The sequence below is a fragment of the Microbacterium aurugineum genome (assembly GCF_023101205.1).
Classification (GTDB): domain Bacteria; phylum Actinomycetota; class Actinomycetes; order Actinomycetales; family Microbacteriaceae; genus Microbacterium; species Microbacterium aurugineum.
The window spans coordinates 3,159,854-3,182,982 of sequence record NZ_CP078078.1 but is presented as its reverse complement, the minus strand read 5'-3'; the positions used below and the strand labels follow the sequence as shown (position 1 = coordinate 3,182,982).

Below are 23,129 nucleotides of genomic sequence, written 5' to 3'. Positions count from 1 at the left end.
AACCGAATGAAGAAGAAGTCCCTCGCCCTGATCGCCCTCGGTGGCGTGCTCGTGATGGCCCTCGCCGGCTGTGGCACGACCCAGGCTCCCACCGCCGTCGACCCCGACGCCTCGGGCTCGACGAGTGCGGGCTGCGGCGACGACACCACCGCGACTTCGACCGGTGCCGTCTCCGTCACGGACGACCTCGGTCGCACGGTCGAGCTCGACAAGCCCGCCGAGCGGATCGCGGTGCTGGAGTGGCAGCAGATCGAGGATGCGCTGTCGCTGTGCATCACGCCGGTCGCGGTCGCCGACGCCGAGGGATACAGCACGTGGGTCACCGCGGAAGAGCTCCCGAAGGGCGTGACCGACGTCGGCACCCGGCAGGAGCCGAACCTGGAGACGCTGTTCGGCACCGAGCCCGACCTCGTGATCGTCGAGGTCAGCGCCGCGGACGACCCCATCGTCTCCCAGCTCGAGGCCTACGACGTGCCGGTGCTCGCGACCGTCGGTGCGGATGCCGCCGACCCCATCGCGAAGATGCTCGGAACGCTCGACCTCATCGCCCAGGTGACCGGACGCGAAGAGCGCGCTGCGGTGGTCGCCGACGAGTTCCAGGAGCACCTCGACGCGGCCTCGGCCGAACTCGCCGATCTGGATCTGCCCACGAAGGAGTTCGTGTTCTTCGACGGCTGGGTCGACGGCGGCAACGTCGCTCTGCGCCCGTTCGGCCAGGGCTCGCTGGTGGGTGAGATCGGCGAGAAGCTCGGTCTCGAGAACGCGTGGACCGGCGAGGTCGACCCCACCTACGGCCTCGGACAGACCGATCTCGAAGGCATGACCACGGTCGGCGACGCCAGCCTGTTCTACACGGGCACGGAGGACCCCGAGTCGGAGAGCTTCATCGACGCTCTGCAGGGCAACCCGGCCTGGACCTCGCTGCCCGCCGTCGCCGATGACCGCCTCACCGCGTTCCCCGCCGGGATCTGGACGTTCGGCGGACCGCGCTCGACCCAGCAGATCATCGACGGCTACGTCGAGGTGCTCTCGAAGTGACGGGAGCCCTTCGCCTCGACGACGCGGCGGCGACGACGAAGCCGGCGCATCCGGCGCCCGTCGTCGCGCCCGACGAGGCGGAGGGACGCCGACCGCACGCTCTGCTCACGGGCATCGGGGCTCTCGTGGCCCTCGCCGTGGTGCTCTTCGCGGTGGCCTGCTGGCATCTCACCCAGGGCACGAGCGGTGCCGTGTTCGCCGACCCGGACGTGCTGTGGGGGTCGCGGGTGCCGCGCCTGGCCGCGGGCATCGCCGTGGGCGTGGCGCTGGGCGTGGCGGGCATCCTCCTCCAGTCGCTCGCTCGCAACGCCCTGGCCTCGCCGGACACCCTGGGCGTGACAGCCGGCTCGTACCTCGCGGTCACGGCGCTCGCGGCTTTCGGCATCGCGGTGCCGGTGTGGGCGTCGGGCGCCGTCGCGTTCGCCGGCGGCCTCGTCGCCGCGGGGATCGTGCTCGGACTCGCCGGCGGTGCGGGCTCGTCCACCACGCGGCTGATCCTCGCGGGGACGGCCCTCGCCCTCGCGTTCCAGGCCTGCACCTCGACCCTGCTCATCCTGTTCGACGAGGAGACGAAGGGTCTGCTCGCGTGGGGAAGCGGCAGCCTGTCCCAGCTCGGCCTGACCGCGTTCCTCCAGGCGGCCCCGGTCGTGGTCGTGGTGACCGGGGCGGCGCTGTTGCTGGCACGGCGGCTCGACATCCTGGCGCTCGGCGACGACACGGCATCGTCGCTGGGCGTGCCGATCCGCTCGACCCGGGCCGTCGGCATCCTGCTCGCCGTCACGCTCACCGCGGTGTCGGTGACGCTCGCGGGGCCGATGGGTTTCGTCGGACTGTGCGCGCCCGTGCTCGCCCGCCTGCTGTCGCGCGTCGTGCCGAGCCTGAACCGCCACCTGCTCTTGATCCCCGCCGCCGGGTTGCTCGGCGCGATCGTCGTGATCCTCTCGGATGCTCTGCTGCGAGCGATCATCGGGGCCGAGGCGGCGATCCTCATCCCGACCGGAGTCGCGACGACACTCCTCGGAGCGATCGTGCTGGTGCTCATGGCACGGCGTCTGCGCGACGCCGGTCCCACACGGGAGCCTCCGCGGGTGCGGTTCGGAGTGCGCAGCCGGCTGCGGTTCCGCATCGCCCTGGCCGTCGTGGTGCTCGGGGTGGTCGGGGTGCTGCTCCTCGGCCTGCTCGCCGGGCACACATGGCTGCTGACCGGCGACATCGCGCTGTGGCTGCAGGGCGAGGCGCCGCCGGTGATCGCCTTCGCGTTGGACGAACGCGCGCCGCGCATCGTGGCCGCGCTCGTCGCCGGTGGGGCGCTCGCGCTGTCCGGCACCATCATCCAGGGGGTGAGTCGGAACCCGCTGGCCGACCCGAGCATCCTCGGTGTCACGGGCGGTGCCGGACTCGGTGCCGTGCTCGTGATCACGAGCGCCGTCTCGTCCACTGCGGGCATGATCGCGGGCGCCGTCGCCGGGGCGCTGCTCGCCTTCGCCCTCGTCTATCTGCTGTCGTGGCGCGGCGGGTTGAACGCCGACCGGTTCCTGCTGATCGGCATCGGTGTCTCGTACTTCTCGGTCTCGCTCACGACGTTCTTCCTGCTGCGGTCGAACCCCTGGGACACCCCGAAGATCTACACCTGGCTTTCGGGCACGACGTACGGCCGGGTGTGGGATCAGGTGCTGCCCCTCGCGCTCGTGCTGGTGATCGCGCTGCCGTTCGTGGTGATGAGCCGTCGCGAGCTCGACGTGCTGGCCCTCGATGAGGACACCCCGAGGCTCGTCGGCATCCGCCTCGAGCCCGTGCGTCTGACGCTGCTGGTCGTGGCGGCGGTGCTCGCAGCGCTCAGCGTGACGGCGATCGGCGTGATCGGCTTCGTGGGACTCGTCGCCCCGCACGCGGCACGAGCGCTCGTCGGGGCCACGCACGCCAGGGTGATTCCCGTCGCCGTGCTGCTGGGAGGTCTGTTGGTGGGGGTCGCGGACACGATCGGGCGCACCGTCATCGCCCCCGCGCAACTTCCCGCTGGACTCGTGGTGGCGCTGATCGGAGCCCCGTACTTCGTCTGGCTGCTCTGGCGCTCGCGCGACGCGTAGGCCCGGCTTCGAATCGCGCAAATGGCCCCATTCCCTGACGGGATGAGGCCATTTGCGCGATTCGAACGGGGGTTACTTCTGGAGGAAGTCCTTCAGCGCCGCGTTGACCTCGTCGGCGTGGGTCCAGAGCAGACCGTGCGGGGCTCCCTCGACCTCGACGTAGTCGGCATCCGGCACCGCCTGGTGGAAACGGCGCGCGGTCGCGTCGATCGGGAGGATGTTGTCCTTCGTGCCGTGCAGGATCAGGGTGGGCTTGGCGGCGGCGCGCACGGCCTCGACGTCCCCACGGAAGTCCTCGATCCAGGACGAGACGACCGCGTAGGCGGCGACGGGGGCGCTGCCGATCGCGACGTTCCAGCTCCCGGTGACGGCCTGCTCGCTGATGCGCGAGCCCAGGTTCTCGTCGAGGTTGTAGAAGTTCTCGTAGAAGTCGGTGAACCACGCGAAGCGGTCGCCCTTGGCGGCGGCCTCGATGCCGTCGAAGACCTCCTGCGGCACGCCCTCGGGGTTGTCATCGCGCTGCACGAGGAAGGGCTCGAGCGAGGCGAGGAAGGCGAGCTTCGCGACGCGGTCGTGGCCGTACGTGGCGACGTAGCGGGCGAGCTCTCCGGTGCCCATCGAGAAGCCGACGAGCACGACGTCACGCAGATCGAGGGTCTCGAGCACGGTGTTGAGGTCGGCGGCGAACGTGTCGTAGTCGTAGCCGACGTTGACCTTGGAGGATCCGCCGAAGCCGCGCCGATCGTAGGTGATGACCCGGTAGCCCTGGGCGAGCAGCTCGCGGGTCTGACGCTCCCAGCTGTGTCCGTCGAGCGGATACCCGTGGATCAGGACGACGGGCTGACCCGATCCCTGGTCTTCGTAGTAGAGCTCGATCGGGGTGCTGTTCTCGTTTCCGACGGTGATGTAGCCCATGATCCGGGTCCTTTCGGTTGAGAGGAGAACGGTCGTTCTCGCTCGATGTGTTCAATCTAGAGAACGTTCGTTCTCGTGTCAAGTAGACTTCTGGACATGACCGAAGACGAGGCCCGTGAACGCATCCTCACCGCGGCGGAGGAGCTTTACTACCGCAAGGGGTACGCGGCGGTGGGCATGGATGAACTGCGTGCCGCGGCCGGAGTGTCGCTGCGCCGCCTCTATGCGCTGTTCCCCGCGAAGACCGACATCGTCGCCGCTGTCCTCGCCCGCAAGCACGCCCAGTGGGAGTCCGGGCTCTCGGGAGCCGTGACGGATGCCGGCGACGACCCGCGCGCGCGTCTCCTCGCGGTCTACGAATACCTCGAGAACTGGTTCTGCGCCGACGACTTCCGCGGCTGCGCGTTCATCAACGCGTTCGGCGAGCTCGGGGGCACGAATGCCGAGGTCGCAGAGATCGTGCGCACGCACAAGGCATCGTTCCAGGAGTACATGGCGGGCCTGGTCGCCGACACGGGTGCACCTGCGGCGCTCGCTGCACAGCTGTCGATCCTCGCCGAGGGTGCGCAGAGCACGGCGGCGATCTCGAAGGATCCGTCGGCGGCGGTGCAGGCGCGCGGCGCCGCGGAGGTCCTGATCGATGCGGCATTCACCCGGGCCTGAGTGAGTGTTTCCCTAACCTGGTTAGCGAAACGCCGCCTCGGTGTCAACCCCGATGCGTGTCGGCTCACCGCGCCGTAGCGTCGTGACCATGGACTCACGTACGAAGGGCATCGGCCGGCAGACCCTGGTCATCGCGTCGGCGACGTTCATGCTGATCGCCGCCACCATCGGAGCGGGGGCGTTCGGCGGGGCATCCGTCGACGACCTGCAGGACGGAGCCCTCTCGGCACAGGGCTCCTACCTCGCTCCGGCAGGACCGGCGTTCTCGATCTGGTCGCTCATCTACCTCGGACTCATCGCCTACACAGTGTGGCAGGCGCTCCCGGCGCAGCGGCAGGATCCCCGTCAGCAGGCGGTCGGTGGATGGATCGCCGTGTCGATGGTGCTGAACGGGCTGTGGCTGGTGACCGCGAGGTACCTGACGCTGTGGCTCACGGTCGTCGTGATCGCGCTGCTGCTCGTCGTGCTCGCCCGCGTGATCGTGCTGCTCGGCCGCTTCCCGGCGCGCACCATCGCGGATCGCATCCTCACCGACGGTGCGAACGGACTGCACTTCGGCTGGGTCACGATCGCCACCGTCGCGAACACCGCTGCCTGGCTCACCCAACTCGCTCCGGAGAGCTGGGCCGAGGCCGCGGACGCCTGGGCCATCGCCGTGCTCGTGGTCGTCTTGGCGATCGGTGCCGCGGCGGCGTGGGCCACCGGCCGGATCGCTCCCGCCCTCGCGACGGCGTGGGGACTGGCCTGGCTCGCGGTCGGACGACTGACCGGCGAGCCGGAGAGCACCCCGACCGCCATCGCCGCGATCATCGTGGCCGTGCTGCTCGTCGTCACCGGTGTCGTCGCGGTGCTGCGCCGGGCACGCGCTGTGCACAACTCCTCAGAATCGTCGCGCTGAGCGCAGCGTGGGCCGATTTCCGGGTCGGTTCCGGCAGTTCTTGCTGAGTTGTGAACGACGCGCACAACTCAGGAAGGCCGCGCCGCATCGCCCCCGACGACGCCGACACCGTCCCCGGTCGCATGTTCTTCCTGAGTCACGAACGGCGAGCCGGCGCACCCCGGCGCGGGCGACGGCTCAGAGCACGAGTCGGTAGCCCATCCCCGCCTCGGTGAGCAGGTGCACCGGGGCGCCCGGCTCCCGTTCGAGCTTCTTCCGCAGTTGCGACATGTACAGCCGCAGATAACCGGAGTCGGAGACCTGCTCGCTGCCCCAGATCTCCTTCAACAGGTCCTGCCGGGTGACCAGGGCTCCCGGATGCCGCGACAGGTGCTCCAGCATCCGCCACTCGGTGGGGGTCAGGTGCACGCGTGTTCCGGCGCGGGTGACGGTCTTCGTGGCCAGGTCGACGATGACCTCACCGAAGGCCACGACGGATTCGCCGTTCGCGGGGGCCGATCGGCGGGACAGTGCGCGCAACCGGGCGAGGAGTTCATCGACCTGGAACGGCTTCGTGACGAAGTCGTCGGCGCCGGCGTCCAGCGCGTCGACCTTGTCGGCTGAACCGGTGCGTCCGGACACCACGATGATCGGCACGTTCGTCCACCCGCGCAGCGCCTGGATCACCTCGATACCGTCGAGTCGGGGCATGCCGAGGTCGAGCATGATCAGGTCCGGGTGCGACTGCGCGGCGGCGGCGATTGCGGCGGCACCGTCGGCGGCCACGACGACTTCGTATCCGTGGGCGGCCAGTGTGATCCGCAGCGCCCGCACCATCTGCGGGTCGTCGTCGGCGATGAGGAGCTTCACTCCGTCCCCTCCGTGTCGGGAAGCCCTGCGCCGAGCGGCAGGGAGATGACCATGGTGAGGCCTCCCCCAGGGGTGTCCTCCGGTGTCAGGGTACCGCCCATGCCCTCGGTGAACCCGCGGGACAGGGCGAGTCCGAGTCCGAGTCCCGTCGTGTTGTCGGTGTCACCGAATCGCTGGAACGGCTGGAAGATGCGGTCGCGCCGCTCGGGAGCGATGCCCGCCCCGCGGTCGATCACGCGGATCTCGGCGCGGTCGCCGATCGTGCTGGTGGAGATGATCACGCGGCTGCCGTCCGGGGAGTGACGGTGCGCGTTCGCGAGCACGTTCACCAGTACGCGCTGCAGCAGCACGGGATCGGCGAACACCGGCGGCAGGTCCGGGTCGAGGGCGAGCTCGACGTCTGCCGGCCCCAGCCCGAGCTCGTCGACGGCGGCGAGCACGGTGCCGGCGGCATCCATCCGGGACGAGGAGACCGCGAGCACGCCGGCCTGCACGCGACTCACATCGAGCAGGTCGGTGACCAGGGCCGACAGCGTCGCGAGGCTCTCGTCGGCGGTGGCGAGCAGTTCTTCGCGATCGGTCGCCGACAGCCCGTGCGCACCGCGCAGGCCGCCGATCGCCGCGACCGCCGAGGCCAGCGGTCGCCGCAGGTCATGGCTCACGGCCGACAGCAGAGCGCTGCGCACCTGGTCGGTCTCGGCCAGGGCTTCGGCTTCGCTGGCGGTGGCGCGCAGGTCGGTGTGCTCGATCGCGGCGGAGAGTTGCGCGATGATCGCATCGAGCAGGCGTCGTTCCGGTCCGGCCAGAGGTTCGCCGTTCAACTCCAGCAGCGCCCGGGGGCCACCGCCTGGTCCGACGCCGATCGGCAGGGTCGTGGCACGGCCGTCGGCCACCGGTTCGCCGTCGCTCGCCAGCACCTCGCCATCGGGGGAGAGCACCCGCACCCCGCTGAGTCCGAACGCCTCGCGGGTACGGCTGACCAGCGCCAGCACCGCGTTGTCGCCCCGGAGCACATTGCCGGCGACCGCGGCGAGCAGCTCGGCCTCGGCGGCGGCGCGCTGAGCCGTGCGGGCTCGTCGTGCGGCCTGGTCGACGATGATGCTGACCAGGATCGCGATGAGGACGTAGAGGGACAGCGCGAGCGCGTGCAGCGGATGCGCGATCGTGATCGTGAACAGTGGCGCGACGAAGAGGAAGTCGAGCGTGATCCCGGAGAGCACCGCGGCGAACACGGCGGGACGGATGCCGCCGATCAGGGCGACCACGACGACGAGGAGTTGATAGGCGAGCACCTCGGCGGTGATCGATTCGGGGCTGCGGACCGTGAACATGATCCATGACAGGATCGGTCCGAAGACGAGCGCGATCGCGAAGCCCAGGAGCTGTCGGCGCCAGCCGAGCGCCCCGCCGGTGATGCGCGGCAGAGCCTGGCGACCACCGGCAGCCGCGTGCGTCACGATGTGCACATCGATGTCGCCGGATCGGCGGATGACCTCCGATCCGATGCCGGGGCCGGTGAGCGCGGCGGTGAGTCGACTGCGTCGGCTGACCCCGATCACCAGCTGAGTGGCGTCGGCGGCCTGCGCGAACTCGACCAGTGTGGACGGGATGTCGTCGCCGACCACCTGGTGATAGCTGCCGCCGAGCGACTCCACGAGAAGGCGCTGGGAGGCGAGCGCTCCGGGCGTCTCGTTGCGCAGACCGTCCTGTGCCGAGACATGTACGGCGAGCAGCTCGCCGCCGGCCGAGCGTGCTGCGATCCGTGCCCCGCGCCGGAGCAGGGTCTCGCCCTCCGGCCCGCCGGTGAGGGCGACCACGACACGCTCCCTGGCCTGCCAGTTGCCTTCGATCCCCTGTTCGGCGCGGTAGGTTCGCAGCGCGCTGTCGACCTCGTCGGCGAGCCAGAGCAACGCCAGCTCACGCAGCGCAGTCAGGTTCCCCAACCGGAAGTAGTTCGACAGGGCGGCGTCGATCCGCTCGGCCGGATAGACCAGCCCGGCGGAGAGCCGATCGCGCAGCGATTGCGGCGCGAGGTCGACGACCTCGATCTCATCCGCGGCCCGGACGACGGCATCCGGGATCGTCTCCCGCTGCGCGATCCCGGTGATCTTCTCGACCACGGCGTTGAGCGACTCGATGTGCTGCACATTGACGGTGGTGACCACGTCGATGCCGGCGTCCAGCAGATCGTCGACGTCCTGCCAGCGCTTCGGGTGCCGCGAGCCCGGGATGTTCGTGTGGGCGAGTTCGTCGACCAGGGCGATCTCCGGGGCGCGCGCGAGCACGGCCTCGAGGTCGAGTTCGGTCAGGGCGACGCCTCGGTGCTCATCGACCCGGCGCGGTATTTCCGGCAGCCCGACGGTCTGCGCCTGGGTGGCGGCGCGATCGTGGGTTTCGACGATCGCGATGACGACGTCGTGACCCTCCTCGCGGAGGCGGCGGCCTTCGGCGAGCATCTCGAACGTCTTGCCGACGCCCGGGGCAGCGCCCAGGAGCACGCGGAGGCGTCCGCGTCGCGACTGCTCCGCAGCCGGACGCTGCGTCCGCTCTGCGCTCACTCGCCCTCCCGGTCGTCCGACGCGGGATTCAGGTCGGCGACGTCGATGTGCTCCTCGCCGAGGAATCCCCGATCCCGTCCTTGAATCCTAGACTCCACGAGGCAGCGCACCGTGTGCTCCCCTTCGCGCTGAAGTGCCCCTATGCTCACCAGGTGGGCACCAGAGAGTGGCGGATCGGCGCAGGGACGTGGGTCGTCGGCGGGCTCGTCGTCCTCGCCCTCGTCCTCGTGCTGACCGAATACCTCCCGCAGTCGGACGCCGACGCTCTCGGGCAGCGGATCGCGCCGGTGCTGGGGTTCGTCGTCGCGATCAGCGTCGTCGCCGAGCTCGCCCGTGACGCGGCGGTCTTCGACGTCGTCTCGCAGCGGCTCGCGCGCTGGGGGCGCGGGCGTGTGCTCCTCCTCTGGGCGCTCGTCGTGGTGCTCGCGGTGGTGAGCACGGTGTTCCTGTCCCTCGACACGACCGCCGTGATCGTCACGCCGGTCGTCATCGTGCTCGCGCAGAGCGTCGGCGTCTCCCCGCTCCCCTTCGCCCTGGCGACCGTGTGGCTGGCGAACACGGCTTCCCTCGCCCTGCCGGTGTCGAACCTGACCAACCTGCTCGCCGCACCCGCGATCGGCGACGGTCCCGCGGCGTTCATCGCCCTGAGCTGGGCGCCGACTCTGGTCGGCATCCTGGTGCCCATCGTGATCCTGACCGTGGTGCACCGGCGCACCGTGTTCGCGGCGTACGAGACGCCGCCGCCCCGGCGCCCCGCCGACCCGATGCTGTTCTGGAGCGCTGCCGGGATCCTCGTCGTGCTGATGCCGCTGCTGGTCGTCACGCACGACGTGTGGATCCCCGCCACGGCCGCGGCGCTCGCGCTCATCGTGGTGTTCGCGGTGCGGCGGCGCCGGGCGCTGCGGCTCGCGCTCGTGCCGTGGCAGGCGATCGCGCTCGCCGCGTCGCTGTTCGTGCTGGTCGAGGCCGCGCACGCGCAGGGCCTCCTCGACTTCCTGACGGCGCAGATCGCGAACGGCGACTCCCCCGGCGATCTGTTCCGGCTGGCCGCGCTCGGGGCCGTGAGCGCCAACGCGATCAACAACCTCCCCGCATATCTCGTGCTCGAGCCCGTCGCCGCGGATTCGGTCGCGCTGATGGCCCTTCTGATCGGCGTCAACCTCGGCCCGCTGATCACGCCGTGGGCCTCGCTCGCGACGCTGCTGTGGCATCACCGCATCACGGCGCTCGGAGTCACGATCCGCTGGCGCGGGTACATGCTGTGGGGCGTGGTCGCCGCCGTGCCGACCGTGCTGGTGGCCGTTCTCGTCCTGTTCCTCGTCTCGGGCTAGACGCCCCGCTCCGGCGGCCACTCTTCGGCGAGCAGTCCGTAGTTCATGCCGTCGAACCATTCGCCCGAGCGGTGCAGCGCCGTCTTCCGGCTGAACTCCTCGCGGCGCATCCCCAGGCGTTCCATCACACGCCAGGAGGGCTCGTTGTCGGCGAAGCACCCGGCGTGCACGCGGCGCAGCCCCAGTGCGCCGAAGCACACATCGATCACCGCGCGGATCGCCTCGGTCGCATAGCCGTGGCCGGTGTACGCGGGGTCGAGCACCCAGCCGAGCTCCGCCTCGACGCCCTTCGCCTCGGCCTCGACTTCGGCCTGGGCCCAGCCATCGCCGAGTTGCACCATGATGTCGCCGATCGGCGTCGGGGCGGCGCCTTCGTGCGCGGGCAGCAGCTCCACGAGGTACAGCGATGCCAGGCGCTCCGGAGCGAGATACCGTTCACGGAACGCATCCCGCGTGTCGGGCGCGGCCCCGAGCCACCGGTTCACCTCGGGGAGCCGCCGCCACTCCCACATCACATCGACGTCGGCGGGCGTGCAGGGGCGCACCTGAAGTCGGTCTGTCCGTGCAGGCCACGGCTCGGGGGTTCGCGTCTCGGTCATCGCTCCACCCTAGGGTCGACCGGCGACACGCTCAGGACGCCTCCCCGCCGACCCGGCGCATCTCCGTCGCGAGCGCGCTGTTGGTTGCGGCGAAGTGCGCGGTGATGTTCTCGCGCACCTCGGGCGACTTGTTCTGGCTGAGCTTGGCGCGGGCATCGAAGCGGGTGACCCGCATCCTCAGGCCGACGGTCCCTCTGGCGGCTCGGCGGGTGCCCTCCTCGTCCTCCGACAGATGCCGCCCGTGCTGCTGGTGCTTCTCGAAGTGGTCGGTCAGGCGGCTGAGCATGGCGTAGTTCTCCTCTTCGTCGAGGATCTCGGGAACGCCGTAGAGGTGCGCCGTGACATGGTTCCACGTGGGCACGAGGTCGCCCGGTGTGTACAGGCTCGGCGACACGTAGTCGTGCGGACCCTGGATGATCACGAGCACTTCGTGTTGGCCGAGTTCGTGGAGGCGCTCGTCCGGCCGTCCGAAATGGCTGGCGAACACGATGTCATCCTCGTTCTCCACCAGCAGCACGGGATAGTGCGAGGCCACGAGACCGCCGCCGGCGGGGGAGACGAACGTCGCCCACGGGTTGCCGCGGATCAAGCGCTTGACCTCGTCGGGATCGGTCATCAGGTACCGGGGTGTGTGACGCATCAGGAGTCCTTTCCTTGGGGCGCGCTCGGTCGGTGGGTGATCAGTCGCGTACGCACGGCGAGGGCGGCGCAGGCGATCACCGCGAGCCCGCCGATGGCGGTGGCCCAGCCGATCTGCTCGTGCAGCAGGAGCGCCGCCCAGGCGATGCCCATCACGGGTTGGACGAGCTGGATCTGGCTCACCTGTGCCATCGGACCGATCGCGAGCCCGCGGTACCAGGCGAAGAAGCCGAGGAACATGCTCACCGCGGCGAGGTAGGCGAAGGCGAGCCAGTGCACCGGTGTCGCGGCCGGAGGCTGCTGAAGGGCCGACACCACCGTCAGCGCCGCCATCAGCGGAGCGGCGACGATCAGCGCCCACGACACGGTCTGCCAGGAGCCGAGTTCACGGGCGAGCAGGCCGCCCTCCGCATAGCCGATCGCGGCGGCGATGACAGCACCGAACAGCAGGAGGTCGGAAGCGGTGAGGGAGTCGAGCCCGTCGTTCTGCAATGCGGCGAACACGACCGCGGCGACGGCGCCGAGGCTCGCGAAGATCCAGAAGGATCGGGTGGGTCGTTCGCGGGTGCGGAGCACGACAGCGACAGCGGTCGCCGCGGGGAGCACGCCGATCACGACCGCACCGTGGCTGGCGGGGGTCGTGGTCATCGCGAACGAGGTCAGGACGGGGAACCCGGCAACAACCCCACCGGCGACGATCGCGAGGCGGCCCCACTGCGTCGTCGTGGGACGTCGCTGGCGCGTCACGGCCAGGGCGATTCCGGCGAGGAGGGCGGCGACGACCGCGCGCCCGGCGCCGACGAACAGCGGTGAGAGCCCGTCGATCGCGATGCGCGTGAGCGGAAGGGTGAAGGAGAAGGCGAGGACGCCGAGAAGACCCCACCGGACGCCGGCAGGAATTGATAGCACTGTCTCTCGCGGAGCGATAACGCTACTGTCTACTTTCATGAATCAGGATAGCAGTGACCGCATCGTCGCCGGGGTGCGCGCGTGGATCTCCTCCGCATCTCCGGGCGCACGGGTGCCGTCGAACCGTGCGCTCATGGCCGAGTACGGGGCCGGCCCGGTGACCGTGCAGAAGGCGATGCAGCAACTCGCGCGGCTCGGTCTGGTCGAGTCTCGCCCGGGCGCGGGGACGTTCGTCCGCGCCGCGCCCACCGTTCGCACGGTCGACTACAGCTGGCAGACTGCCGCCCTCGGCGCCACGCCGGCCGGACTCGCGGGCCTCTCGTCGACGCAACGCACGGTCGCGCCCGATGCGATCGGACTGCACTCGGGATACCCCGCGGTCGACCTGCTGCCGCAGCGGCTCGTGCGACAGGCGCTGATCCGTGCCGCCCGATCGGACGCGGCGCTGACCCGTTCACCCGCAGCGGGCCTCCCCGAGCTGCAGGCGTGGTTCGCCGGTGAACTCGCGTCCGCCGCACCGGTGGGGATCACACCCGCCTCGGCGCGGGACGCCCTGATCATCTCGGGCAGCCAGAGCGGGTTGAGCTCGATCTTCCGTGCCGTCGTGGGGGTCGGGCAACCGCTGCTGATCGAGTCGCCGACGTACTGGGGCGCGATGCTCGCCGCCGCGCAGGCCGGCGTGGTCCTGGTGCCGATCCCGTCCGGTCCGCATGGGCCCGATCCGGACGACGTCGAGCGGGCGTTCGCGCAGACCGGCGCGCGGGCGTTCTACGCGCAGCCGACGTTCGCGAACCCGACCGGAGCGCAGTGGCCTGTCGCGACGGGAGAAGCCGTGCTCGATACGGTCCGCCGTCACCGGGCGTTCCTGATCGAGGACGACTGGGCGCACGACCTGGGGATCGACGCCGCTCCGAGGCCGATCGCCGCGTCGGATGAGGACGGTCACGTGGTCTATCTGCGCTCGCTCACGAAGAGCGCCTCACCGGCCCTGCGCGTCGCGGCCGCGATCGTCCGAGGGCCTGCGCGTGATCGCATCCTCGCGGACCGCGCCGCCGAGTCGATGTACGTGAGCGGTGTGCTCCAGACCGCGGCCCTCGATGTGGTGAGCCAGCCCGCCTGGCGCACGCACCTGCGCGGATTCCGCGAGCACCTGCGCGCGCGGCGCGATCTGCTCGTCTCGAGTCTCGCCGCGCACGCGCCTTCCGCGCAGGTCGAGGGCGTTCCGGCCGGTGGGCTCAACCTGTGGGTGCGACTGCCCGAGGGGACGGATGTCGGGCAGGTCGTCCGCGAGTGCGAGGTGCGCGGAGTCATCATCGCGCCGGGATCCGAGTGGTTCCCGGCCGAGCCCTCGGGGTCCTACGTGCGCCTCAACTACGCGAACGCCGACCCGGCGCGCTTCGCCGAGGCCGCCGGCGTCCTGGGTGCCGTGCTCGAGGGGATCTGACTCGAAGGCCCCGTCGCCGCCCCGCGACTACTCCTGCGGCGGGCCGGCGGGCCGGTGTGCGCGCCGACCGTTGACGACCACGGGGCGCCCCGCGCGCTCCTGACCCGGCAGCGGGCGGGAGCGGCGGCCGTAGATGAGCTCCGACGAGTCGAGCAGCCAGGGCACGAGCGTGATCGACACGCCGTGCACGAGCATCAGCTGGTTGGCGAGGCGGCGGGCCCGACGGTTGTGCAGGAACGACTCCCACCAGTGTCCGACGATGTACTGCGGCAGGTACACGGTCACCACCGAGGAGCCGTGCTTCTCCCGGTACTGCTTGATGAACTGGGTCACCGGCTGCGCGAACGACCGGTACGGCGACTCGACGATCACGAGCGGGATCGGCACGAGATGGTCGGCCCACTCCTGCTGGAGCTGGGCCGCGTCGTCGGACGCCACGGCCACGTGCACCGCCAGGGTCTTGCCGTGCTTGGCCGCGATCGCGTAGTCGATGGCCTTCACGACGGGCTTCTGCAGCCGGTTGACGAGGACGATCGCGAGGTCGCCGGTCGCCCCGAACTTGGTCGTGTCGTCGATCGCGATCTCGTGCTCGACGTCGCGGTAGTACCGCTTCACGCCCAGCATCAGGAAGGCAAGGACCGGGATCGCGAAGAACACCAGGTAGGCGCCGTGCGTGAACTTGGTGATCGTCACGATGACCAGCACGAGCACGGTCATCGCGGCGCCGGTCGAGTTGATGATGAGTCCGATCTTGGCCGAGCGGCGATCCGACGCCGAGGCCCCGTCGATCCCGGAACCGGACCCGTTCTCCACCGGCCCCCGGAGCACGCGTCGCCAGTGCCGGACCATGCCGATCTGTCCGAGCGAGAACGAGACGAACACCCCGATGATGTAGAGCTGGATGAGGGTCGTCAGCCGCGCCTGGAACACCACGAGAACGGCGATCGCGGCGATGCCGAGCAGGATCATGCCGTTCGAGAACACCAGGCGGTCACCGCGGGTGTTGAGCGATTTGGGGGCGTATCCGTCACGGGCCAGCACCGCGCCCAGCAGGGGGAAGCCGTTGAACGCGGTGTTCGCGGCGAGCAGCAGCACGCACGCGGTCGCCGCCTGCACGATGAAGAACGCGATGCTGCCGCCGCCGAATGTCGCCGCGGCGATCTGCGCCATCAGGCTCGGCTGGGGGGTCGAGCAGTCGAAGCCGATCAGGTCGCAGGGGTTCTCGGCATAGTGCACCCCGGCGATCAGGGCGAGAGCGGTCAGGCCGGCGAACAGGCAGATGGCGATCGACCCCATCAGCACGAGGGTCGACTGGGCGTTGCGCACCTTGGGAGCCCGGAACGCCGGGACACCGTTCGACACCGCCTCGACGCCGGTGAGGGCGGAGCATCCGCTGGAGAACGCACGGAGGATCAGCAGGATCACCGCGGCCTGACCGAGGTTCTCGGCCTGCACGGAGAAGTCGTGGCTCGAGGCCACCGGCGCATCGCCGAGGAACGTCCGGATCAGCCCGGTCGCGATCATGATGCCGACCGAGCCGATGAACACGTACGTGGGGATGGCGAACACGAGCGACGCCTCACGCACGCCGCGCAGGTTCACGATGATGATGAGGATCACGAAGCCGACCGCGAGCTCGACGCGGAGCGGGTCGAGGCCGGGCGCGGCGGAGATGATGTTGTCGACACCGGAGGCGACCGACACGGCCACGGTCAGCACGTAGTCGACCAGGAGGGCCGCGGCGACGATCACACCGGGGATCTCGCCGAGGTTCTTCGACGCGACCTCGTAGTCGCCGCCGCCCGAAGGGTAGGCCTTGATCAGCTGTCGGTAGCTCAGGACGACGACGACCAGCAGCACCACGACCGCGATCGCGACCAGCGGCGTGAAGGAGAGGAACGTCAGTCCACCGATCAGCAGGATCATCACGAGTTCCTGCGGTGCGTAGGCCACCGAGCTCAACGCGTCGGACGCGAAGATCGGCAGTGCCATCCGCTTCGGGAGCAGTTGATCATCGACCTGCTGGCTCGTCAGCGGTTCGCCGATGAGGATGCGCTTGGCGAGCGGCGGAGTGTCCGCGCCCTCCCTGTTTTCGTCTGACACGTCGGGCGACACTACGCCTGCCGATGTCATCCTCCTGCGATCCTCACGGAATCCCTACGGCCGGACGCGCTGTCCTCACGGAATCCTTACGACCGCTCCGACGGCCCGCACGCGCCCTCGATTGATCGAGGATCCACAGCCGTTTCCGATCACGAACGCGTAACGTCGGAAGCATGACGACCGTTCACGTCACCGAGGACACGATCAACCAGGCTCGCGAGCTGCGTGACGAGCTGCAGCGTTTCCTGCGCGAGTACGAGTTCGGGATGCGTGAGGTCGAGACGAAGATCTCCATCCTCCGTGACGAGTTCACGCACGACCATGCGTACAACCCGATCGAGCACGTGAAGAGCCGTCTCAAGTCGCCCGACAGCATCGTCGAGAAGCTCGCCCGCAAGGGGATCGACGAGCCGGACTTCGATCGGATCCGCGCGGAGATCACCGACATCGCGGGTGTGCGGGTCACCTGCAGCTTCGTCGCCGACGTGTACCGCCTGTTCGACCTGCTCACCGCGCAGGACGACATCACCGTGCGCACGGTCAAGGACTACATCGCGCAGCCGAAGGCCAACGGCTACAAGAGCCTGCACGCGATCATCGAGGTGCCGGTGTTCCTGTCGACCGGCGCGTTGTCGGTTCCGGTCGAGGTGCAGTTCCGCACGATAGCGATGGATTTCTGGGCGAGCCTCGAGCACAAGATTTACTACAAGTTCTCGAACCAGGTGCCCTCGCACCTTGTCGACAGCCTGTCCGATGCCGCCGATGCCGCCGCCGAGCTCGACAGCCGGATGGAGCGTCTGCACCGAGAGGCGCACGGGGTGCCGCAGCGCCGGCTCGCTCCGCCGCCCCCGCCCGTCGTCCCCGTCTGACCTCCGCCCACGGTCTGACCCCCGCCCGGTTTGACCTCCGTCCGGTGTGACTCTCCGCCCGCGGACGTTCACAACTCCGGAAGATCGGAGTGTCAGGTGAACGGCTCGCCCGTCGTGCCGCGCCTGACGTGTTTCTCTCCTGCCGTTTTTGCGGAGTTATGAACGGGTCCGCGCGACCTCTTCCGCAGATCGTCAGATCCGATCGCGCCTCCGCTCCGAACAACGGGGGATGACGCCGGCGACCGGTGGAACAGGAGACGATCATGGTGCAACGCCGCAGCGGCAAGAGGTTCTTCGTCTGGGCCGCCCTCGCGGGCCTGATCGGGGGTGGCGTCTTCCTCGCCACGGCGGAGGTGTTCGCGCTTCTGTTCGCGCGCACCGCCAGCCCGATCCTCGCGGTCGGCGGCTTCGTGATCGACATCGTGCCCCAGCCCTTCAAGGAGTTCGCGATCGCCACCTTCGGCGAGTACGACAAGATCGCCCTGCTGGCGGGGCTCGGTCTGGCCGTCCTCATCGCCTCGGCGATCGCCGGGATCCTGCAGTTCGTGCGTCCGCCGCTCGGCGTGATCGCGCTCGTGATCGCGGGCGTGCTCTCGACCGCAGCCATCGTCACCCGCGCGGGCGTCGCGCCCCTCGCGTTCCTGCCCCCGGTCCTCGGCACCGTCGTGGGATCAGTCATCCTCGTGCTCCTGTGCCGCCGTCTGCGCGGGTGGAGAGACTCCTTCGCAGGCGCCAGCGAGGACGACCGGGCCACGGCGACCACGGATGATCCCCCGACCGATCTCGCCGAAGGAGAATCCGCCCGGCCCGGGATCGATCGTCGTCGGTTCTTCCTCCTCGCTGCCGTCGCCGGTGCGTCCGCGCTCGTCGTGGGAATCACCGCCCGCACGGTGAGCATGGCCGTGTCCTCGGTCGAAGCCGTCCGCGGTGCGCTCAAGCTCCCCTCTCCGAAGACCACGGTCACGGTGCCGCAGGGCGCGGAGCTGGACATCCCCGGACTCAGCAAGCTGTTCACCCCGAACAAGGACTTCTACCGGGTCGACACGGCCCTCACGGTTCCCTCGATCGACCCGGACACCTGGCGCCTGGTGATCGACGGCATGGTCGACCAGCGTGTGGAGATGAGCTTCCAGGACATCCTCGACATGGGTCTCGACGAGTATGCGATCACGCTCACGTGCGTGTCGAACGAGGTCGGCGGCGAACTCGTCGGCAACGCGAAGTGGCTGGGCGTGCCGTTGCGCGACGTGCTCAAGAAGGCGGGCGTCCAGTCCGGTGCCGACATGGTGCTCTCGCGCAGCGTCGACGGTTACACGGCGAGCACGCCGCTGTCGGCACTCACCGATGATGACCTCGACGCGATCCTGGCGGTCGGGATGAACGGCGAGCCGCTGTCGCTCGAACACGGTTTCCCCGTGCGGATGGTCGTGCCGGGACTCTACGGCTACGTGTCGGCGACCAAGTGGCTCACCGAACTCAAGGTCACGACGTTCGCCGAGGATGAGGCGTACTGGACACCGCGCGGTTACAGCGCCGAGGCGCCGATCAAGTTCTCCTCCCGCGTCGACACCCCCAAGATCGGCGAGGCGGTGGATGCGGGGAAGATCCCGATCGCAGGCGTCGCCTGGGCGCAGTCGGTCGGCATCGAGCGCGTGGAGGTGAGCATCGATGACGGCGACTGGGTTGCGGCCACGCTGTCGACGCCGATCAACGATGACACCTGGGTGCAGTGGTTCATGGAATGGGATGCCACCCCGGGGACGCACTACGTCGCCGTGCGCGCCGTGAACAAGAACGGTGACCTGCAGATCCAGGAGCGCGCACCCATCGCGCCGAACGGATCGTCGGGCTGGCAGCGTTCGCTCGTCCGCGTCACCTGATACCGGTGCACGGTCATCGGCGCGGGCCTAGGGTGGGAGCCATGGGCCCGTACCCCGCACTCGTCATCACCGTCTCGGATCGATCGGCCTCCGGAGAACGCGAGGATCGGGGCGGCCCGATCGCGGTGGGGCTGCTTCGTGACGCCGGGTGGCACTGCCCGGATGCCGAGGTCATCGCCGACGGAGCGGATTCCGTGGCGGATGCCCTGCGCCGGGCGGTCGCGCGCGGCATCCGGTTGGTCGTGACCACCGGTGGGACGGGCGTCGGACCCCGTGACCTGACGCCGGAGGGGACGCGCCGGGTGATCACCCGTGAGATCCCCGGGATCGCTGAGGAGCTGCGCCGCAGCGGACTCGCCGACACCCCGTTGTCGGTGCTGTCGCGCGGGCTCGCGGGCATCGTGGACCCCGACGGCATGCTCGTGGTGAACCTCCCCGGTTCGCCCCGAGCCGTCGCCTCCGGCGTGCCTGTGGTGCTCGGCGTCGCCGCGCACATCCTGGATCAAGTCGAAGGCGGAGACCACTCATGAACGACGTACGCATCGCAGCCGTGTCGGAAGAACTCCTCGATCTCGACGTCCATCTCACCGCGGTCGAAGATCCGCGCCTGGGAGCGGTGACGACGTTCGTCGGCCGGGTGCGCGACAACGACCCGGATGCGCAGACGCCCGTCGTCGGACTGGAGTACAGCGCGCACCCCGATGCGGAAGCCACGTTGCGGCGGATCGCGGAGGAGGCCGGTGCCGGTGCCGATGCTCCTGCTGTGGTGGCTGTGAGTCATCGCGTCGGACGCCTCGATGTGGGCGATGCCGCGGTGGTGATCGCGGTGGCTTCCGAGCACCGAGCCGAGGCGTTCGAGGTGTGCCGTGCGGTCATCGAGGCGATCAAGAGCGACCTCCCTGTGTGGAAGCGTCAGCTCGAGGTCGACGGCACCACGTCGTGGAAGGGCATCGGCGGCTGAGTCCCGCGCGTCACCTGCCGTTCTCGACGCGTCACCTGCCGTTCTCGACGTGTCACCGCCGTTCTCGACGCGTCACCTGCATGAGGTTCGGCCGTATGCAGGAGGAAACACCGGCAGACGGTCATGCGGGTGGCCGGCGGTCCTGCAGGTGGCGCGTGGTCAGCCGCCCGCGAAGGGCGGGAGCACGTCGATGAGCTCGGCGTCGTCGAGGGAGAGGTCGCCGTCGGTGCGGACGCCGTCGACGAGCACCGCGCAGCGCGGCAGGATGTCGGCCAGCGCCGGGTGCTCGGCGACGACGGCGGTGCGCAGCTCCAGGAGAGAGTGCTCGGCGCGCTCCTCCGCGTCGGTGCCTGCGGCCTCGGCGGCCGCGGCGAAGTAGCGCACGCGTGTCATCGGTCGGCTCCGGGGGCGGGCTCGCCGGGACGCACCCAGTCGCCGGAGCGGCCGCCGGACTTCGCCACGATGCGCACGTCCTCGATCGTGACCGCGCGGTCGACGCCCTTGATCATGTCGACGATCGCCAGGGCGGTGACCGAGACGGCAGTGAGCGCCTCCATCTCGACCCCGGTGCGGTCGGCGGTGCCCACGGTCGCCTCGATGCGCACGCCGTCGTCGACGACGTCCAGCTCGATGCTCGCCCGGTGCACCCCGATCACGTGCGCGAGCGGCAGCAGGGAGGGCGTGGACTTGGCCGCCTGGATGCCGGCGATGCGCGCCACCGCGAGCACGTCGCCCTTCGGCACGGTGCCGTCGCGGAGCGCGGTGATCACGTCGGCGCTGCAGCGCACGAAACCGCGGGCGGTCGCGGTGCGCACGGTCGGCTGCTTCGCGGTCACATCGACCATGTGTGCACGGCCGCCGGCGTCAAGGTGGGGGAAGCTCATCCGACCAGCATGACATCGATCACATCGCCCACGGCCACGGACTCGACCTCCGCCGGGACGATAGCGAACGCGTGGGCACGCGCGAGTCCGCCCGCGAGATGTGACCCCGACCCGCCGGCGGTCGCCGGACGCACGGTGCGCGCCGCGAGGTCGACGACGGCCGGAAGGTACTGGCGGCGGCCGGGCGGGGGTGTCCAGGACGCATCGGCGGTGAAGGGCGAACGCGGGCGGTGGATGAGCGTGCGGCCCTGCATCGCGAGCAGGGCGGGGCGCACGAACACCTCGAACGACACCGCCACGCTGACGGGGTTCCCCGGGAGTCCGAACACCACGCATCCGTCATCGAGCACCCCGAAGGCCTGCGGTTTGCCCGGCTGCATGGCCACCGCGCTGAACTCGACCTGTCCGCCGCCGTCGAACGCCCCGCGCACCGGCTCGTAGGCTCCCGCGCTCACCCCGCCGGTGAAGACGATCACGTCGGCGCCGAGGGCTGTGGCTTCAGCGGTCACGGTCCTGACGGCGTCGGCCGCATCCGGAACGCGTGCGACCAGCACCACCTCGGCGTCGGCCTCGGCGACCAGTTGCGCGAGCAGGGGGCCGTTCGAGTCGGGGATGCGGCCGCGGGCGGGGGTCTCGCCCGGCGCGAGCAGCTCGCTCCCGGTCGACACCACGGCCACGCGCGGAGCCCGCGTCACCCACACCTCGGCGACACCGGCAGCGACCGCGGCCGCGAGTTGGAAGGGCCCCAAACGTTCCCCGGCGGGAACGACCTCGTCGCCGGCGTGCAGGTCGGCCCCGCGTCGGCGCACGAACACGCCGGGCTTCGCCGGGGCGCGCAGCACCGTCACCCCATCGAGGGAGTCGGCGAGCCCGCCGGCCGTGTCCTCGAAGGGCACGATCACGTCGGCGTCGGTGGGGGTGGGGGATCCGGTCATGATGCGGGCGGCTTCGCCGGACCCGAGCGGAGGATCGAGGGCCACTCCGGCGGGAAGGTCGGCGACCACGCGCAGGGTGACCGGATTCTCCTCGGAGGCCTCCGCGACGTCGGCACCGCGCACGGCGAACCCATCCATCGCGGAGTTGTCGAAGAGGGGGATGTCGTGGGCGGCGACCGCGGGCGCGGCGAGCGTGCGTCCTGCGGCATCCGTCACCGGGAGAGCCTCGTTGCCGACCAGGCGGATGGCGCCGAGCACACGGTCGAGCTGCTCCTCGACCGTGCGGCGGCCGGTCATGCGTGCACCGCCGTCGAGGTCGTGGACGCCGGGCGGATCGCGATCTCGTGTTGGCGGGAGGTGAGCGCATCGATCATGGCGAGTCGTCCGAGCAGCGGTTCGCCGGCCCCGGTCGCGAGTTTGATCACCTCACCTGCCAGCATCCCGCCGACCTGAACGCACAGCGCGCCGAGCACGCCGACCCGGGCGCAGCTGGGCGGTTCCCCCTCGGTGCCGGGCGGGAAGAGGTCGGCGAGCACGACCGGCTCGCCCACCGGGGGGTCCGACCAGAACACGGTCGCCTGCGCATGCCACTCCTGCACCGCGCCCCAGACCAGGGGAAGTCCAAGCTCCTCGGCCGCCGCGGCCACATCACGGCGGGTCACGAAGGAATCGCTCGTGTCGACCACCACGTCGGCTCCCGCGAGCAGGCGGGCGGCGTTGGCCGCGTCGAGACGTTCCGGCACCGGGGTCACGACGGTCTGCGGGGCGAGAGCCGTGATGGCTCGGGCGGCGGAGGCGGTCTTGGGCGTGCCGATGTCCTCCACGCGGTGCGCCAGCTGGCGCTGCAGGTTGGTCAGCTCCACGACGTCGTCGTCGATCACCGTAAGGCTGCCGATCCCTGCGGCGGCGAGGGCGAGCAGGGCAGGGGAGCCGAGCCCGCCGGCGCCGACGACCGTCACGCGAGCGGCGTGGAGGCGGCGCTGACCTTCTTCACCGATGCCGGCGAGCACCGCGTGCCGGGCCGTGCGGATGAGCTCTTCCGGGGCGAGCGCGGCGGCCGGGGCGACGAGGGGCTGCATGGATTCAGCGTATGCCCCTCCTCCCGGAAGAAGTCGATGACCGTGAAAGCGGATGAAGCCTCCGGAAAACTCCGCATCTGCGGTAGATTCTTCGCATGCAGACCTACCGGATCGCCCGTGCCGCGCAGTTGCTCGGCGTGAGCGACGACACCGTCCGTCGCTGGATCGATCAGGGACTGCTTCCGGTGACGGAGGCGACACCGGCCGAGATCCCCGGTGACGCCCTCGCAGCGCGCGCGGTCGAGCTCGCGGAGGAGGCGAGGAACGCCGGAGATGTGCTCTCCAGTGCGCGCAACCGCTTCGTCGGCATCGTCACGCGCGTGCAGGTCGAAGGCCTCATGGCCCAGGTCGACATCCAGTCCGGACCGCATCGTGTGGTGTCGCTGATGTCGTCCGAGGCGGCGCGGGATCTGCGGCTCGAGGTCGGCTCCCTCGCCACGGCTTCCGTCAAGGCGACCCAGGTCGTCGTCGAGATCCCGAACGGCTGA

General features: G+C 70.1%; 22 protein-coding genes. 11 read left to right on the top strand and 11 right to left on the bottom strand.

Features of this window, described 5'->3' with window-relative positions; translation table 11 throughout:
• Positions 1-6: 6 nt before the first annotated feature.
• Both KV397_RS15275 and KV397_RS15270 read left to right on the top strand, forming a co-directional pair.
• Positions 7-1,038 (top strand): ABC transporter substrate-binding protein, encoded by a 1,032-nt coding sequence (locus tag KV397_RS15275; protein ID WP_261811637.1) that lies wholly within the window; start codon positions 7-9, stop codon positions 1,036-1,038.
• Positions 1,035-3,125, top strand: a complete 2,091-nt coding sequence (locus KV397_RS15270) for an iron ABC transporter permease (RefSeq protein ID WP_261811636.1) — start codon at positions 1,035-1,037, stop codon at positions 3,123-3,125. The genes KV397_RS15275 and KV397_RS15270 overlap by 4 nt, the downstream gene beginning before the upstream one ends.
• Before the next feature lie 72 nt (positions 3,126-3,197).
• Here the strand turns inward: KV397_RS15270 and KV397_RS15265 are convergent, their stop codons facing one another.
• Positions 3,198-4,040, bottom strand: a complete 843-nt coding sequence (locus tag KV397_RS15265) for an alpha/beta fold hydrolase (RefSeq protein ID WP_134352788.1) — start codon at positions 4,038-4,040, stop codon at positions 3,198-3,200.
• Between the two features lie 96 nt (positions 4,041-4,136).
• Here KV397_RS15265 and KV397_RS15260 point away from each other — a divergent pair, with 96 nt between their 5' ends.
• Together KV397_RS15260 and KV397_RS15255 are read left to right on the top strand one after the other, a co-directional pair.
• Positions 4,137-4,703 (top strand): TetR/AcrR family transcriptional regulator, encoded by a 567-nt coding sequence (locus KV397_RS15260; RefSeq protein WP_261811635.1) that lies wholly within the window; start codon positions 4,137-4,139, stop codon positions 4,701-4,703.
• Positions 4,704-4,791: 88 nt separating this feature from the next.
• Positions 4,792-5,601, top strand: coding sequence for a tryptophan-rich sensory protein (locus tag KV397_RS15255; RefSeq protein ID WP_261811634.1), 810 nt, complete (start codon positions 4,792-4,794; stop codon positions 5,599-5,601).
• A gap of 177 nt (positions 5,602-5,778) precedes the next feature.
• On the opposite strand, the gene KV397_RS15250 is transcribed toward KV397_RS15255, so the two are convergent.
• Positions 5,779-6,450 (bottom strand): response regulator, encoded by a 672-nt coding sequence (locus KV397_RS15250; protein ID WP_261811633.1) that lies wholly within the window; start codon positions 6,448-6,450, stop codon positions 5,779-5,781.
• On the bottom strand, positions 6,447-8,906 hold the full coding sequence (locus tag KV397_RS15245; RefSeq protein ID WP_407665304.1) for an ATP-binding protein: 2,460 nt from the start codon (positions 8,904-8,906) through the stop codon (positions 6,447-6,449). The genes KV397_RS15250 and KV397_RS15245 overlap by 4 nt, the downstream gene beginning before the upstream one ends.
• Positions 8,907-9,160: 254 nt before the next feature.
• On the opposite strand from KV397_RS15245, the gene KV397_RS15240 reads away from it, so the two are divergent.
• On the top strand, positions 9,161-10,339 hold the full coding sequence (locus tag KV397_RS15240) for an SLC13 family permease (protein ID WP_261811631.1): 1,179 nt from the start codon (positions 9,161-9,163) through the stop codon (positions 10,337-10,339).
• Here KV397_RS15240 and KV397_RS15235 read toward each other — a convergent pair.
• The 3 genes from KV397_RS15235 to KV397_RS15225 are packed head-to-tail and all read right to left on the bottom strand — an operon-like array spanning position 10,336 to position 12,525.
• Positions 10,336-10,938 (bottom strand): GNAT family N-acetyltransferase, encoded by a 603-nt coding sequence (locus tag KV397_RS15235; RefSeq protein ID WP_232762797.1) that lies wholly within the window; start codon positions 10,936-10,938, stop codon positions 10,336-10,338. The genes KV397_RS15240 and KV397_RS15235 overlap by 4 nt on opposite strands.
• Positions 10,939-10,969: 31 nt before the next feature.
• Positions 10,970-11,578, bottom strand: coding sequence for an FMN-binding negative transcriptional regulator (locus KV397_RS15230; RefSeq protein WP_261811630.1), 609 nt, complete (start codon positions 11,576-11,578; stop codon positions 10,970-10,972).
• Entirely contained in the window at positions 11,578-12,525 is a 948-nt protein-coding gene (locus KV397_RS15225; protein WP_261811629.1) for a DMT family transporter, read from the bottom strand. The genes KV397_RS15230 and KV397_RS15225 overlap by 1 nt, the downstream gene beginning before the upstream one ends.
• Here KV397_RS15225 and KV397_RS15220 point away from each other — a divergent pair.
• Entirely contained in the window at positions 12,524-13,930 is a 1,407-nt protein-coding gene (locus tag KV397_RS15220; RefSeq protein WP_131492026.1) for an aminotransferase-like domain-containing protein, read from the top strand. The genes KV397_RS15225 and KV397_RS15220 overlap by 2 nt on opposite strands.
• Before the next feature lie 27 nt (positions 13,931-13,957).
• Here KV397_RS15220 and KV397_RS15215 read toward each other — a convergent pair whose 3' ends face one another.
• Positions 13,958-16,045, bottom strand: coding sequence for an APC family permease (locus tag KV397_RS15215; protein WP_407665303.1), 2,088 nt, complete (start codon positions 16,043-16,045; stop codon positions 13,958-13,960).
• 161 nt (positions 16,046-16,206) lie between these two features.
• Here KV397_RS15215 and KV397_RS15210 point away from each other — a divergent pair, with 161 nt between their 5' ends.
• The 4 genes from KV397_RS15210 (at position 16,207) to KV397_RS15195 (ending at position 19,743) form a co-directional block, all read left to right on the top strand.
• Positions 16,207-16,902, top strand: a complete 696-nt coding sequence (locus KV397_RS15210) for a GTP pyrophosphokinase (protein WP_047522937.1) — start codon at positions 16,207-16,209, stop codon at positions 16,900-16,902.
• 263 nt (positions 16,903-17,165) lie between these two features.
• Positions 17,166-18,782 (top strand): molybdopterin-dependent oxidoreductase, encoded by a 1,617-nt coding sequence (locus tag KV397_RS15205; RefSeq protein ID WP_261811627.1) that lies wholly within the window; start codon positions 17,166-17,168, stop codon positions 18,780-18,782.
• A gap of 41 nt (positions 18,783-18,823) precedes the next feature.
• On the top strand, positions 18,824-19,312 hold the full coding sequence (locus KV397_RS15200; protein WP_131492029.1) for a MogA/MoaB family molybdenum cofactor biosynthesis protein: 489 nt from the start codon (positions 18,824-18,826) through the stop codon (positions 19,310-19,312).
• Entirely contained in the window at positions 19,309-19,743 is a 435-nt protein-coding gene (locus KV397_RS15195; RefSeq protein ID WP_131492030.1) for a molybdenum cofactor biosynthesis protein MoaE, read from the top strand. Before KV397_RS15200 ends, KV397_RS15195 begins: the two co-directional genes overlap by 4 nt.
• Before the next feature lie 159 nt (positions 19,744-19,902).
• Here KV397_RS15195 and KV397_RS15190 read toward each other — a convergent pair whose 3' ends face one another.
• The 4 genes from KV397_RS15190 to KV397_RS15175 are packed head-to-tail and all read right to left on the bottom strand — an operon-like array spanning position 19,903 to position 22,641.
• Positions 19,903-20,136 (bottom strand): MoaD/ThiS family protein, encoded by a 234-nt coding sequence (locus KV397_RS15190; RefSeq protein ID WP_047522933.1) that lies wholly within the window; start codon positions 20,134-20,136, stop codon positions 19,903-19,905.
• A complete protein-coding gene (gene moaC / locus KV397_RS15185; RefSeq protein WP_131492032.1) occupies positions 20,133-20,627 on the bottom strand; it encodes a cyclic pyranopterin monophosphate synthase MoaC in 495 nt (164 codons plus the stop codon). The genes KV397_RS15190 and moaC overlap by 4 nt, the downstream gene beginning before the upstream one ends.
• Entirely contained in the window at positions 20,624-21,859 is a 1,236-nt protein-coding gene (locus KV397_RS15180; protein ID WP_153243419.1) for a molybdopterin molybdotransferase MoeA, read from the bottom strand. Before KV397_RS15180 ends, moaC begins: the two co-directional genes overlap by 4 nt.
• Positions 21,856-22,641 (bottom strand): HesA/MoeB/ThiF family protein, encoded by a 786-nt coding sequence (locus KV397_RS15175; RefSeq protein ID WP_261811626.1) that lies wholly within the window; start codon positions 22,639-22,641, stop codon positions 21,856-21,858. The genes KV397_RS15180 and KV397_RS15175 overlap by 4 nt, the downstream gene beginning before the upstream one ends.
• A gap of 95 nt (positions 22,642-22,736) precedes the next feature.
• On the opposite strand from KV397_RS15175, the gene KV397_RS15170 reads away from it, so the two are divergent.
• Positions 22,737-23,129 (top strand): TOBE domain-containing protein, encoded by a 393-nt coding sequence (locus KV397_RS15170; protein ID WP_261811625.1) that lies wholly within the window; start codon positions 22,737-22,739, stop codon positions 23,127-23,129.

Coding starts and splice junctions, on each gene's coding strand:
- KV397_RS15265 (WP_134352788.1), bottom strand. CDS start 4,040: ATGGGCTACATCACCGTCGGAAACGAGAACAGCACCCCGATCGAGCTC.
- KV397_RS15190 (WP_047522933.1), bottom strand. CDS start 20,136: ATGACACGCGTGCGCTACTTCGCCGCGGCCGCCGAGGCCGCAGGCACC.
- KV397_RS15180 (WP_153243419.1), bottom strand. CDS start 21,859: ATGACCGGCCGCCGCACGGTCGAGGAGCAGCTCGACCGTGTGCTCGGC.
- KV397_RS15260 (WP_261811635.1), top strand. CDS start 4,137: ATGACCGAAGACGAGGCCCGTGAACGCATCCTCACCGCGGCGGAGGAG.
- KV397_RS15235 (WP_232762797.1), bottom strand. CDS start 10,938: ATGACCGAGACGCGAACCCCCGAGCCGTGGCCTGCACGGACAGACCGA.
- KV397_RS15245 (WP_407665304.1), bottom strand. CDS start 8,906: ATGCTCGCCGAAGGCCGCCGCCTCCGCGAGGAGGGTCACGACGTCGTC.
- KV397_RS15170 (WP_261811625.1), top strand. CDS start 22,737: ATGCAGACCTACCGGATCGCCCGTGCCGCGCAGTTGCTCGGCGTGAGC.
- KV397_RS15275 (WP_261811637.1), top strand. CDS start 7: ATGAAGAAGAAGTCCCTCGCCCTGATCGCCCTCGGTGGCGTGCTCGTG.
- KV397_RS15225 (WP_261811629.1), bottom strand. CDS start 12,525: ATGAAAGTAGACAGTAGCGTTATCGCTCCGCGAGAGACAGTGCTATCA.
- KV397_RS15175 (WP_261811626.1), bottom strand. CDS start 22,641: ATGCAGCCCCTCGTCGCCCCGGCCGCCGCGCTCGCCCCGGAAGAGCTC.
- moaC (WP_131492032.1), bottom strand. CDS start 20,627: ATGAGCTTCCCCCACCTTGACGCCGGCGGCCGTGCACACATGGTCGAT.
- KV397_RS15205 (WP_261811627.1), top strand. CDS start 17,166: ATGGTGCAACGCCGCAGCGGCAAGAGGTTCTTCGTCTGGGCCGCCCTC.
- KV397_RS15255 (WP_261811634.1), top strand. CDS start 4,792: ATGGACTCACGTACGAAGGGCATCGGCCGGCAGACCCTGGTCATCGCG.
- KV397_RS15230 (WP_261811630.1), bottom strand. CDS start 11,578: ATGCGTCACACACCCCGGTACCTGATGACCGATCCCGACGAGGTCAAG.
- KV397_RS15220 (WP_131492026.1), top strand. CDS start 12,524: ATGAATCAGGATAGCAGTGACCGCATCGTCGCCGGGGTGCGCGCGTGG.
- KV397_RS15200 (WP_131492029.1), top strand. CDS start 18,824: ATGGGCCCGTACCCCGCACTCGTCATCACCGTCTCGGATCGATCGGCC.
- KV397_RS15195 (WP_131492030.1), top strand. CDS start 19,309: ATGAACGACGTACGCATCGCAGCCGTGTCGGAAGAACTCCTCGATCTC.
- KV397_RS15210 (WP_047522937.1), top strand. CDS start 16,207: ATGACGACCGTTCACGTCACCGAGGACACGATCAACCAGGCTCGCGAG.